Source organism: Estrella lausannensis (assembly GCF_900000175.1).
Lineage (GTDB): Bacteria > Chlamydiota > Chlamydiia > Chlamydiales > Criblamydiaceae > Estrella > Estrella lausannensis.
This window is the reverse complement of record NZ_CWGJ01000011.1, coordinates 24,795-37,475: the sequence shown is the minus strand read 5'-3', so window position 1 is coordinate 37,475 and position 12,681 is coordinate 24,795. Positions and strand designations below refer to the sequence as shown.

The following is a 12,681-nucleotide window of genomic DNA, read 5'->3' as shown; positions in this document are numbered from 1 at the left end:
GCGCGGAGGTGGAAACTTTCTATTTTTTAACTATGAAACTCAGATTCAATAACCTCTTCGGCCCTAATGTCTAGTCCCAAGCCCTGCATCTCTTTGATGAGAACGTTGAACGACTCAGGAGTTCCGGGAGACAAGATGTTGTCGCCTTTGACGATCGACTCATAGATCCTTGTTCTTCCGCCCACGTCGTCCGACTTAACAGTCAGAAGTTCCTGGAGCAAGTGCGCCGCGCCATAAGCTTCGGCTGCCCACACTTCCATCTCCCCGAATCTCTGTCCGCCCATCTGCGCCTTACCACCAAGCGGCTGCTGGGTAACAAGGGAGTAGGGGCCGACGGCTCGGGCGTGGATTTTGTCGGCGACAAGGTGTCCCAGCTTCATCATATAGATGTAGCCGACTACGATCTTACCGTCGAAACGCTCGCCTGTGCAACCGTCGTAGAGGAAGAACTTGCCGTTCTCCGGCAGGCCCTGGCTCTTCATCATCTTCCAGATCTCTTCTTCGGGGAAGCCCTCGAAGACCGGCGATTTGACGAAGATGCCTGCGCGCTGCGCAGCAAAGCCAAGGTGAGTCTCGAACACCTGTCCCAAGTTCATACGGGAAGGTACGCCGAGCGGGTTCAAGATAATTTCAACAGTCTGTCCGTTCGGCAGGTAGGGCATATCCGCTTCAGGTACAAGCTTCGATACGACCCCTTTGTTACCGTGGCGGCCGGCCATTTTGTCACCGACTTGCAGCTTACGCTTGGAGGCGACGTAGACTTTAACCTGGCGGATGACGCCGGGATCCAGTTCCGTATCCCCTTTCCTCATCTGCTCAAGTTCGGTCTTGTATTGGCTCTCGACCGTTTGCAGCTTAACGTCATACTCATGCAGAACGCTCTTCAGCGTTTTGTAGATATCATTTTCCGGCATGATCAGGTCTTCGACAGTTTCCTGTTCGATCAACTCGATCAGATCCTGAGTGATGAGTTCGCCTTCGTCGATAACGATTTCTGCAGTCTTTCTATGGATGATTGTGCCGGGGGCCTGGTCGTTCAAGAGAAGAGCTGCCATTTTCTCGCGTCTTTCCATGCGGAGTTCTGCTTTCTTCTGCTTGTACTCTTTCTGCAGGTCCTTAAGTCTTGTGGCTTCTTCAACCAACTCTTCATCGCTCTTCGAGAGTTTGTCGCGGCGGCTAAACACTTTAACATCCATAACGACGCCTTCTGTGCCCGGAGGAACAACCAGCGATGCGTCTTTTACGTCGGCGGCTTTTTCACCGAAGATGGCGCGCAGGAGGCGCTCTTCAGGAGCCAGTTCCGACTCGGATTTGGGTGTGATCTTACCGACTAAGATATCTCCCTGCTTTACCTCTGCGCCGATACGGATGATACCGTCGTCGCCAAGGTTTGCAAGCGCCTCTTCCGAAACGTTCGGGATATCGCGCGTGATCTCTTCCTTACCAAGCTTTGTGTCTCGTGCTGTGATCTCAAACTCTTCGATGTGGATCGAAGTGTAGGCATCTTCACGGATCAACTTCTCGCTGATGATGATAGCGTCTTCGTAGTTGTATCCATACCAAGGCATGAACGCGACGAGCACGTTTTTGCCAAGAGCGACTTCACCCTTGTCTGTTCCGGGACCGTCAGCGATGACATCGCCGGCTTTGATCTTGTCGCCGACTTCGCAAAGCGGAGTCTGGTTGATGCACGTGCCTGCGTTGGAGCGCATGTACTTCTTCAACTGGTAAGTCTTCAGCTCCATCGGGTTGTCTTTCGGGCTGATGACGATGATGTTGCCGTCAACATAGTTGATGACGCCATCTTCTTTGGCGATGATTACAGCACCGGAGTCTTTACCGGCTCTTGCTTCAAGGCCTGTACCCACGATTGGTGCCTCGGGTTTCAAGAGAGGCACACCTTGACGCTGCATGTTCGAGCCCATCAAAGCACGGTTCGCGTCATCGTGTTCAAGGAACGGAATCAAACCGGTGACAATGGAAACGAGCTGTTTTGGAGAAACGTCTACGTGCGTCACTTTCGGCGTTTCGATCTCTAGCGGTTCGCCTCTATATCTGGCCCAGCAGATTTCGGTGATGAACATGTTGTGCTCATCGAGCGGCGTTGTCGCCTGCGCGATGACGCAGCGTTCTTCCTGATCGGCTGTCATGTACTCGATCTCATCGGTTACAACGCCATCCCTTACGATGCGGTAGGGTGTTTCGATAAAGCCGAATTCGTTGATCTTGGCGAAAGAGGAGAGCGAGGTGATAAGACCAATGTTCGGTCCTTCAGGTGTCTCGATAGGACAGACTCTTCCGTAGTGGCTTGCGTGGACGTCGCGGACTTCGAAGCCGGCTCTGTCTCTGTTCAAACCGCCGGGTCCAAGTGAGGAAAGACGACGTTTGTGTGTCAGTTCTGCAACCGGGTTCACTTGATCCATGAACTGGGAGAGCTGCGATCTTCCGAAGAAGTCCTTAAGAACGCCGGCAAGACCTTTGGCCGATACGATTTTACCTGGAGTCAGTGTGTCAGATGTGAAGTCGAAGAGGTTCATCCGTTCGCGGATGATCTTCTCCATTCTTGCAAGACCAATGCGGCACTGGTTCTGAATCAATTCACCGACGGAACGGACCCTTCTGTTGCCAAGGTGGTCGATGTCGTCGATGCTGACTTCATCACTACCCTGCTTCAGCTGGATCAGGTACTTAAGGGCGCCGATCACATCTTCTTTAGTCAGCGTGACAGCTTGCATCGCTTCGTCATTGATGGGGAAGCCGAGCTTGCTGTTCATCTTGTAGCGGCCGACACGACCTAAGTTGTAGCGCTTCGGGTCGAAGAAAAGACGCATCATTGCCGAACGGGCGTTGGCGATCGTTGCCGGTTCGCCTGGTCTTAACTTACGGTAGAAATCCTTCAACGCCGATTCGTAGGAGTCGGTTGGGTCTTTGGCGATCATCTTGATGATCGGGTTGTTTTCGTCAGCATCTTCGGCGATACGGATCATCTTGATGCCCGTGTCGCTCATTCTCTTCAACATCGCTGTTGTGAGCTTCTCTGCCGCTTTGCCGTAAACAACGCCTGTTTCTTCGTCAGTGACGTCTTCCGCAAGAATCTTTCCAACCAGTTTGGAGTACTCTTTTTCGCTGCCGAGTTTCGCTTTCTTAGTGGAGAAAAACTCTTCGATGATGTCGGTGTTGGTGGAGTAGCCGAGAGCGCGAATGAAAGTGGACGCCAGGATTTTTCTTCTGCGTTTCTTTCTGTCGATATAGATATGGATTAAATCGCCTGTGTCGAAAGCGCCTTCTAGCCAGCTTCCTCTGTAAGGGATGATGCGGAACGAGTAGAGCATGCTTCCGCGCATCGACCTTTCCTGCTCGAAGCAGATACCGGGCGATCTGTGCAGCTGAGAGACGACAACACGTTCAGCGCCGTTGATGATGAAGGTACCCTTGTCTGTCATCAAGGGGATTGTCCCCATGTAGACTTCTTCTTCTTTGATACCTGTCTCGTCTGTCAGACGAAATTTAACTTTGAGTACGACGTTATAGCTAATACCGCGGCGGATGCACTCTTCGGGATTGTATTTGGGAACTCCCAGACTGTAGGAGAGGTACTCGAGAACAGTTTTTTCATCATAAGACTTGATAGGGAAAATTTCAGTGAAGACTTCCTGAAGGCCTATGTTCTCTCTTTCTTCCGGATAGAGGTCTGTCTGAAGGAACTGGTTGTAGGATTTAATTTGGATTTCGATAAGGTTTGGAAGATCGATGATATCTTCTTTACCACCAAAACTGATACGTTTGGGCGCCTTTTTTAGCATAGATGAAAGACTCCATTTGGTAGGCTTTTGAAACTGTGATCGGCTCGGGAAAGCCTTTTGTGTAAAAACGGTAAAAAAAATGACCGCGTGTAAAAACGGTAAAAAAAATGCGCGGTCATTTTTTTTACCGTTTTTACACAAAACATTCCTAAAACGAGAAAAACCAGAGCAAGAGGAAACGCTTTCTTCTTGCTCTGTTTTTCAATCGTCTTAGAACGTTTTGTTAAACGCCTTTCAGGGCTACCTTACCGCCAGCTGTTTCGACCTTTTTCTTGATCTCATCAGCTTCTGCTTTAGGAGCAGCTTTCTTCAGTTCTTTAGGTGCGGATTCAACCAGGTCTTTTGCTTCTTTCAAGCCAAGGCCAGTGATCTCACGAACAACCTTGATGACCGCGATTTTCTTGTCATCAGGGCAGCCTTCCAGAGTAACGTCGAATTCAGTTGCTTCTTCGGCTGGTGCTGCTGCTGCTACAGGAGCTGCGAATGCAACTGCTGCTGCTTGAGCTTTAACGCCCCATTTATCTTCCAGTGCTGTCTTGAGCTCAGCCATTTCCAGAACTGTCAAAGCGCTGAGTTCTTCTACTAGTTTTTCAGTTTTGGTACTCACGGTACAATCCTCTCTGATTTTTGAAAACTTATTCAGCTTTCTCGCTGATTTCGGTTTTGTTTTTTTTTAAACTTAGTTAATTAGCTTCTTTCTGTGATTTATTTTCCAGACAGTGCAAGATCGATGTGAGTATTGCATCCATCGCTCCAACAGTTTGACTGAGCGGCGCTTCGAATACGCTAAGCAGCTGCGCACGCATTTCGTCTTTTCCTGGCAGAGTCGAAAGCATCTCGACATCTTTTGCATTCAGGTATTTGCCGTCGAACCTTCCACCGAGTACAGCCAGAGAGTTGTCGTTCTCTTTGCTGAACTTAAACACGGCCTTAGTTGCTTCTACCGGATCTGTTCCGCCGAATACAACGCTGATGTGTCCTGGCAGATCGGCCTCTTTCAGCTCAACTCCGGCTTCTTTCGCTGCTTTGATCAAGAGTGTTTTCTTGATCATCTGCACGTCGCCGCCCATGTCGCCGATTTCGCGACGGAACTGGCCGAACGCGTTAGCGGAAACACCAGCATAATTGGCGATTACGAAAGATCCGAATTGATCGATTTGTCCCTTTACTTCGTCTAAAAGGAGTTGCTTTTCTTTTTTCATGGAGCTTCTCCGTTATCCGATGTCAATTTGTCTTAAATCGATCTTGATGCCTGGGCCCATCGTGGAAGATAGGGCTAAGCTCTTCATGTAGTTGCCTTTCGCGCTGGATGGCTTCGCTTTGAAGACAGCCTGCAGGAAAGTAGTCAAGTTCTCAACAAGCTTTGCCTTGTCGAACGAGAGCTTTCCAACCACATTGTTGATTACCCCGTGGCGATCGACTTTAAATTCGATTTTACCGCCTTTCAATTCCTGCACCGCTTTGCCGACGTCGGCCGTTACGGAACCGGCTTTGGGGGTTGGCATCAGTCCTCTCGGACCGAGCACTTTACCCAGCTTACCCACCTGACGCATCATGTCGGGGGTTGCGACGACGGCGTCAAAATCCGTCCATCCGCTGTTCACTTTTTCAAAAAGGTCATCATTGCCCGCGTAGTCCGCCCCAGCTTTCAGAGCCTCGTCAATCTTCTCACCTTGTGCGAACACGAGGATCTTCAAAGATTTACCCGTGCCATTCGGTAAAGTCACGGTGCCTCTGACTTGCTGGTCCGACTTACGTGGGTCAACGCCGATTTGAAGAGAGAGGTCCACTGTCTGGTCAAATTTGACCGGAGGACATTTCTTCAATATGTCGATAGCTTCTTCGACAGTGTAAACCTTTGCCGGCTCCACCATCTTGGCTATCTCCCGAATTCGTTTGCTTGGTCGACCCATAGTCTCCTTTTTATTTACGATACGATATCCACGCCCATAGAGCGCGCTGTTCCCTCCACGAGTCGCATTGCTGCTTCCAGTGAACGGGCGTTAAGATCTTGCTTTTTATCTTCAGCAATTTTCTTTACGGATTCTTTGGACAGTTTGCCCACCTTATCCCTGTTTGGCACAGCGGAGCCTTTTTCGATTTTGCTGTGCTTTTTGATCATTTCAGCTACCGGTGGTTTTTTGCAGATGAACGTGAAGCTCTTGTCCGAATAGACTGAAATGACAACAGGAAGGATGTCTCCTGCCATTGCTTGTGTTTTGGCGTTAAACTCTTTGCAGAACGCCATGATGTTTACACCCGCGGAACCAAGGGCCGGACCGATAGGAGGTGCCGGGTTTGCTTTGCCTGCCGGGATTTGCAGCTTGATCAGTTTTTCAAGCTTTTTCTTCGCCATATATCTTTCCTTATTCCAATCAGGAATGGTTTATTGTTTTTTCCTTATTGGAGTTTTGAACTCGAGGCGTATTCAAACTCACAATGATTCAGGCCCTACTCGTTAGCGATTGCATCTTCGCTGACTTCTTCGACCTGTGTAAATTCTAAATCATCCACCTGTGTCTCACGCCCGAAGATGGATACGCTAACGCTTAAGCGGCCTTTTTCATGCAGCACTTCTGTGACTGTTCCCACAAAGTTGACAAACACGCCATCGATAATCTTGACGGTATCTCCTGGCTTGAATTTGTGCTTTTGCGTGATAGACTTCTGCTTGTGTTCGAGATCTTTTAAGATTTCATCCACTTCGGCATCTGTCAGAGAAGTGGGAGAATTTCCCCCTAAGAAATCGATTACCCCGGGCGTTTTCTTAACATACTGCCAGGTGTCGTCGTTCATGATCATCTTAACCAGGATGTATCCTGGCCAAATTCTTCTTTCGACAACTTTTTGCTGTCCTTGCTTGACTTCAGACACATTCTCCGTCGGAACCAAGACACGCTCGATATAGTCTGTCATTCCCTGGTGCGAAAGCTGTTCAAGCAATGCTTTCTGAACCCTGTTCTCTTGGGCGGACATGACTTGGATGACGTACCATTTATGCATTGCAACTCTCCGTTCTCATTATATCAGCGTACCCTGAGGGTTCCATTTGTTTATCCGAAGATAAACTTCACAATTGTCTCGAGAGACGTCAAGCAGGCTCTGATCGAAAGATCGACAACATAGACTGCAACGCCCGATACAAATGTCGCTCCAACGACGAGCTTGGTATAGAAGGCTAGCTCATCTTTGTCAGTCCAGGTGATTTTGCTGAACTCGCTTTTGATCTCGGAGAGGTAGGATTGGGATTTTTTCGCTGTCGCTCTGCTTGTTATCGCCGTCGTCGCCTTTTCTGCCTTTTTCTCTTCCATCACTTTCACACCGACCGTCATGAAGCCACCTTAACTTTCTTCGTGCTCTCTTGCTTTAGCCCTCTGTAGGACTGAAAGCGTACGAGTGCGGAGGGGCTCGAACCCCCGACCCACGGCTTTGGAGGCCGTTGCTCTACCAACTGAGCTACACACCCAGAAAACGGCCGTCCTAATAACGGACGGCCATAGCAGCTTATTTAAGGATCTTTGTTACAGTTCCTGCGCCGATCGTTCTGCCACCTTCACGGATAGCAAAGCGCATACCTTCTTCCATCGCGACTGGAGCAATCAGTTTTGCTGTGATCTCGATGTTGTCGCCTGGCATAACCATCTCGACTCCTTGCTGGAGTTCAACCGAGCCGGTTACGTCTGTCGTTCTGAAGTAGAACTGAGGTCTGTATCCAGTGAAGAAAGGCTTGTGACGTCCGCCTTCTTCTTTTGTCAATACGTAAACTTGACCAACGAACTCAGTGTGCGGTGTGCAAGTTCCTGGAGCGGCCAGAACCATTCCTCTCTGAACTCTGTTCTTGTCAACACCCCTCATCAGAACGCCGACGTTTTCACCAGCTCTGGCTTCGTCGAGGATTTTGTTGAACATTTCAAGGCCTGTAGCAACAGTTTCCATTGTGTCTTGGAAGCCGACGAGGTGCATTTTGTCGTTAAGACGGATAACGCCTCTTTCAACCCTGCCAGTGGCAACAGTTCCACGGCCGGAGATAGAGAACACGTCTTCAATCGGCATCAAGAAAGGCTTGTCAACGTCACGCTGAGGTGTTGGGATCGCTTTGTCAACTGTGCTCATCAACTCAACGATTTTTTCTTCGTACTTCGCATCGCCTTCGAGAGCGCGGAGAGCTGAACCACGAATGATCGGGGCGTTTTTATAGCCTTTGGATTCGAGAAGTTCGTGAAGTTCCATTTCGACCAGGTCGAGAAGCTCTTCATCGCCTTCGCTCAGCATGTCGACTTTGTTCAAGAAGACGACGATTGCAGGAACCTGCATCTGGTGGCAAAGGAGGATGTGTTCTCTTGTCTGTGGCATAGCACCGTCAGTTGCGGAAACAACGAGGATAGCTCCGTCCATCTGGGCGGCACCTGTGATCATGTTCTTTACGTAGTCAGCGTGGCCGGGGCAGTCAACGTGTGCGTAGTGTCTGTTTTCTGTTTCGTATTCGACGTGCGAAGCGTTGATTGTGATACCACGAGCTTTTTCTTCAGGCGCGTTGTCGATTTCATCATAGCCTTTGAATTTAGCTCCACCGATCTTGGAAAGAACTTTTGTGATTGCGGCAGTCAGAGTTGTTTTGCCGTGGTCAACGTGGCCGACAGTGCCGATGTTAACGTGCGGCTTGTTACGTTGAAATGTTTCTTTAGCCATTTTATCCTCCGTTGGACTCAGCTATTGTTTGTTTTAAAAAACTTTTGGATCCTGACTCGATCGAAGTGCTGAAACACTTGGGATGAAGTTAGGCGCCAGAAATCGTGCACTGCCCAGAATAGGAATTGAACCTACGACCTTTTGCTTACCATGCAAATGCTCTACCACTGAGCTATCTGGGCAAATTTGTTATTTTGGCCTGAATAAACTTTGCAGCCTACTCCACCAAACTAGAAAGCTTGTAAGTTTATGTTTTGTATCAAATAAAAGCAAGCACTTCTTAAGGATTTTTCATCCGCAACCCCTGTTACCAGTTTTTAGGCTCCGGACGTATACTACGAACCCCTACTTCTGTCTGTAAGTAATGCGTGCTTTACTTAAGTCATAAGGGGACATTTCGACTGTCACGATGTCGCCGACTAAGACCCTGATATTTTTCATGCGCATCTTGCCGCACAGGTGTGCTAAAACCAGCATCCCATTGTTGAGCTTGACGCGAAATTGCATATTGGGCAACAACTCGTCTACAACGCCGTCAATCTTTAATGTATCCTCTTTGGGCATATTACTCTGCCACCTTGCCTTTTTTGTATTTATCCAAGCGACCACCAAGTTGGATGGTAGCGCCGAGTGATGCCGCTCGACTTTAAATGTATTAGCGCAGATGAAGCACGAACAATCCAATGCCGAGATAGCACTTTAGCAAACAAATTTAATCATTTCGCTATAAATGTCAAGGATTTTCCTAGGAAAAGCTTCCTTTTTACACCACGCAAACGCGACCATTTCTCAATCCACTCGTTTTGAGTTTTTTAGAATACAAGCATCTCCCTCTCATTTTTCCCCCTTTTCAAAACTCTCTCTTTCCGCGATCCCCATTATTTGCTACAATCCCCCAATAACCCAACAATTTACCAACATTTAATTTTAACTTTACAAACTATATTTACCTGATGAACAACGAAAGCTGTATCCACCGACAAAACATCCTAAAAGATCGATTTTTTAAGCTTCCGAACGAAGAGGCCAAGTATGATATGATCATTCAAATGGGAAAAAAGATCGCGCCAATGGATCCTCTCTACCTCCAGCCCGAAAACCTGGTAGCCGGATGCCAAAGCCAGATGTTTTTGGTCGCGAGCGAGAAAGAGGGCAAGGTCTTTTTCCAAGTCGCTTCCGATGCTCTTATCTCCGCAGGACTCGCTGCCCTAATGCTGGAAGTCTACAATGGCGAGACAGCCGAAACCATCCTCACCTGCCCTCCCGTTTTCATCGATGAGCTAGGCATAGCCACCTCTCTAACTCCCAGTAGAGCCAACGGATTGTACAGCGTGCACCTGCGCATGAAGCAAGAGGCGCTCAAATTGATCATCAAGCGGCAAAAACAAAGCTAAGCCGGCACCTTTTAATAACCAATTTGGCGTAGGAGTTTTGCGAGTCCCCTCCCGGTTCGAAAAGTACTCAAAACAATTCCCAAAATCGACAAAACCCTAAATTCGTTACCAGCCTCGCAAAGCAAAAAACAGATTAAAAAACGTTCCCGTATAAACAAGCTTTTATAACAGAATTACACCTAAAGTGTCTTAAAATTGGGTTTTTGGCAAAGAGATAGCTCCCCGAGATTGAAAGATTACAAGTCACCTAATATTAGAAATATGAGATGACTTGTAATCTTTCAATCCCTAGGCTTTTACAAAGCCCCCATGCCCAATTTTGAGATACTTTTGATATAAACTCTGATTAACCACTCAAACAACCGCCAATTATTGCTTTTAATTACTAAAACAACTAAAACAATTATCACGTTTAATAACTTAGGAATTTATTATGTCAGTGTCAGCCTTCTTTAATACCGAAATCACTTCCACATCCCCCTTGGAAAACGCGGGCAATTTCTGCTTATCCCCCCTTCGTACACTGTTTGGAGGTAGATCCTTTTCCGTCGTTTCGGAAAATGAGAAGGTCATCGAATGGAATCCCCCTAAAAAATCGACCCTGGAAAAGGTCATCATGATCGCCGTCTCCATTCTGCTGTTCATCCCTGCCACAATCGCCGGAGTAATCATCAAAGGACTGGCCTTCATGTCCGAAGAAGTGCGCCATCGGCACAATTTTGTAATCGAGTTCACGACAAACGCCCCTCCGAGAAATCCATTACCAACAAGCGCTTCCGAAGAGGATGATGGGGTGGAACCTGAGTATTTTTTCGGCTCCGATGATGAGCTAGAATCCGCCGAAGAGGTGGACTACACCCGCAGAGGCGAGATCACGCAGGAGATACAGCAGCACTTCGGTAGAATCAAGGTGGTCTTGAAAAGAGGAGACATCACCAAAGAGCGCTGCGACGTCATCGTCAATGCGGCAAATAAACAATTGCTGGCGGGCGGTGGGGTAGACCACGCCATTCACAGCGCCGCGGGCCCAAGAGTGCAGCAAGAATGCCTTCAGATACCAACCGCAAACGGTATCCGCTGCCCGGAGGGAGAAGTGCGGGATACCGGAGCCGGCACCCTTCCTGCCAAGCGCATTTTCCACACGGTCGGACCACGTTGGGCAGGTGGAGAAGCGGGAGAGAGCTCGCTACTTAGGAATTGCTACGTTAACTGCATCACAAAAGCCGTCGATATGGGATTCCGCTCCATTGCGTTCCCCTCCATCAGCACCGGTATCTTCCGTTACCCTCTCGAGCAAGCAGCAAAAGAAGCCTTCAAAGCAATCAGCGACACCGCCAACGACTTTGGGCCCGGTGAAAACATAGAAGTGCGCTTCATCCTCTTCTCGAAAGAAGACATGGATGCCTACACGTCTGCCCTTGAAAACTCGGTCGAACGATAAATGGATAGGAGAGAGACGTGCAATCCGTAGCGCTTTTTTTCAACACAGCCATTGAAGGCAGCAACCTCATTGAAGAGGCAGGAAACGCTTTAATGGCGCCTGTCCGGGTTCTTTTTGCCGGAAAGACCTATTCTATCGAGGGTGCCACCTTTAAAGAGGTGACAGCTGAAGAGACCACTATCCTTCGCATTGCCAAGATAGCGGTAAGCATCCTCCTTTTCATCCCTCTGACCATCGCAGGATGCCTCTTGAAGGGAGTGGCTCAGCTTAAGGCCTCTGTCAGGGAGCGTAGCGACATGCTCTTTCGCTACCTCAACACGCCAACACCTCCCAAACAACTCCATGAGGAGCCTTTTTTCAAGGATGGCGAGCTTTATCAAAGAACAATAGAAGCCCTCTCCTGTCACAGCAGAGAAGTGGACAGCGAGCTGACCTCGAAAGAATCTGCCGAAATCATTCTGGGCAAGCTTGAGGTGATCGTTAAGCACCATGTAGAGACAGCAGCGCCCCAATTCAGCAAGGAGCGGTCTCAAGAAATTACGGCAGGATTCTGCAAACGGCAGGATTCTGCACCCGCTACAGCAATATTCTTCCCTATGACTACAATATTCCTACACTAGATAGTTACATCAACGCCAGCAGGGTTATCTTTGAAGATATTGCGTTCATCGCAACGCAAGCCCCCATGATCGCATTTTTTAGCGGCAGAACCGAGACTCTGTCGCATTTCATCGATATGACGCTGGCTTCGGGTTCTAAGACAATCGTAACTCTGCTTAATAAGGCAGAGAGTGGAAAAGCAGATCCCTACTGGGAAGGCAATCAGCCGCTGGACGGCGACCGATGGCTTGTATGTGAAAAGCAGGAGCCGCTCGTTCATACTCCACGAGGCGAGCGCCTGGTCAAGAGGACGTTACTCATCAAGGATAAAAACCAAATTGAACTTGACAGAGTTACCCAGTTCCACTACGAGCACTGGCCCGATCACGGTCCGCCAAATGAAGAGCTATTCAACGACTTCCTCACAAAAATTGAAAAGCACGCTGAAAAAGGGCCCCTCGTCACGCACTGCAGCGCGGGTGTGGGAAGGACTGGCACTTTCATCGCCGCTCTTGGCCTGCGCAAGAAAATGCGCGAGCAGCTAGCTAAGGATAGCAAAACAAAACCCACGGTAAACATGGCACAGGTGATACTGGAGCTTAGATTGCAAAGAAACGGGATGATTCAGTCCGCCTCGCAGATCTCCGCTATTGAAGCGGCGCTCAAAACGCACTATCAGGAACTGACTGCCTAAATTTGTTATGCTTTGCCGCTCAATTACCTATGAGCGGCAAAGCATACTAGTAAGAAATCG

At 48.7% G+C, this 12,681-nt stretch carries 13 protein-coding genes and 2 tRNA genes; 4 read left to right on the top strand and 11 right to left on the bottom strand.

Going from position 1 to position 12,681, the window contains the following annotated elements:
- Positions 1-26: 26 nt before the first annotated feature.
- The 11 genes from rpoB to infA form a co-directional block, all read right to left on the bottom strand.
- Positions 27-3,803: a DNA-directed RNA polymerase subunit beta gene (gene rpoB, locus ELAC_RS03285; protein ID WP_098037854.1), complete on the bottom strand. Its 3,777-nt coding sequence runs from the start codon at positions 3,801-3,803 to the stop codon at positions 27-29.
- 223 nt (positions 3,804-4,026) lie between these two features.
- The gene (rplL, locus tag ELAC_RS03280) at positions 4,027-4,410 is read right to left on the bottom strand and encodes a 50S ribosomal protein L7/L12 (protein ID WP_098037853.1); all 384 of its coding nucleotides are present in this window, start codon (positions 4,408-4,410) and stop codon (positions 4,027-4,029) included.
- Between the two features lie 76 nt (positions 4,411-4,486).
- Positions 4,487-5,005 carry a 50S ribosomal protein L10 gene (gene rplJ, locus ELAC_RS03275; RefSeq protein WP_098037852.1) on the bottom strand — a complete coding sequence of 173 codons (519 nt, stop codon included), beginning with the start codon at positions 5,003-5,005 and terminating at the stop codon, positions 4,487-4,489.
- 12 nt (positions 5,006-5,017) lie between these two features.
- Entirely contained in the window at positions 5,018-5,716 is a 699-nt protein-coding gene (rplA, locus tag ELAC_RS03270) for a 50S ribosomal protein L1 (RefSeq protein ID WP_098037851.1), read from the bottom strand.
- 14 nt (positions 5,717-5,730) lie between these two features.
- Entirely contained in the window at positions 5,731-6,159 is a 429-nt protein-coding gene (gene rplK / locus ELAC_RS03265) for a 50S ribosomal protein L11 (protein WP_098037850.1), read from the bottom strand.
- Positions 6,160-6,254: 95 nt separating this feature from the next.
- Positions 6,255-6,806 (bottom strand): transcription termination/antitermination protein NusG, encoded by a 552-nt coding sequence (gene nusG, locus ELAC_RS03260; protein WP_098037849.1) that lies wholly within the window; start codon positions 6,804-6,806, stop codon positions 6,255-6,257.
- A 50-nt stretch (positions 6,807-6,856) separates the two neighbouring features.
- The gene (secE, locus tag ELAC_RS03255; RefSeq protein ID WP_239414340.1) at positions 6,857-7,135 is read right to left on the bottom strand and encodes a preprotein translocase subunit SecE; all 279 of its coding nucleotides are present in this window, start codon (positions 7,133-7,135) and stop codon (positions 6,857-6,859) included.
- A 61-nt stretch (positions 7,136-7,196) separates the two neighbouring features.
- A tRNA-Trp gene (locus ELAC_RS03250) sits at positions 7,197-7,269 on the bottom strand.
- A 38-nt stretch (positions 7,270-7,307) separates the two neighbouring features.
- On the bottom strand, positions 7,308-8,492 hold the full coding sequence (gene tuf / locus ELAC_RS03245; RefSeq protein WP_098037848.1) for an elongation factor Tu: 1,185 nt from the start codon (positions 8,490-8,492) through the stop codon (positions 7,308-7,310).
- Between the two features lie 110 nt (positions 8,493-8,602).
- Positions 8,603-8,674, bottom strand: a tRNA-Thr gene (locus ELAC_RS03240).
- A 163-nt stretch (positions 8,675-8,837) separates the two neighbouring features.
- Positions 8,838-9,056: a translation initiation factor IF-1 gene (gene infA / locus ELAC_RS03235; protein ID WP_098037847.1), complete on the bottom strand. Its 219-nt coding sequence runs from the start codon at positions 9,054-9,056 to the stop codon at positions 8,838-8,840.
- Between the two features lie 389 nt (positions 9,057-9,445).
- On the opposite strand from infA, the gene ELAC_RS03230 reads away from it, so the two are divergent.
- The 4 genes from ELAC_RS03230 (at position 9,446) to ELAC_RS03215 (ending at position 12,621) form a co-directional block, all read left to right on the top strand.
- Positions 9,446-9,886: a SufE family protein gene (locus ELAC_RS03230; RefSeq protein WP_098037846.1), complete on the top strand. Its 441-nt coding sequence runs from the start codon at positions 9,446-9,448 to the stop codon at positions 9,884-9,886.
- Positions 9,887-10,319: 433 nt separating this feature from the next.
- Positions 10,320-11,327: a macro domain-containing protein gene (locus tag ELAC_RS03225; protein ID WP_204250528.1), complete on the top strand. Its 1,008-nt coding sequence runs from the start codon at positions 10,320-10,322 to the stop codon at positions 11,325-11,327.
- 17 nt (positions 11,328-11,344) lie between these two features.
- Positions 11,345-11,947, top strand: coding sequence for a hypothetical protein (locus ELAC_RS03220; protein WP_098037845.1), 603 nt, complete (start codon positions 11,345-11,347; stop codon positions 11,945-11,947).
- On the top strand, positions 11,839-12,621 hold the full coding sequence (locus tag ELAC_RS03215; protein WP_098037844.1) for a protein-tyrosine phosphatase family protein: 783 nt from the start codon (positions 11,839-11,841) through the stop codon (positions 12,619-12,621). Before ELAC_RS03220 ends, ELAC_RS03215 begins: the two co-directional genes overlap by 109 nt.
- Positions 12,622-12,681 lie beyond the last annotated feature (60 nt).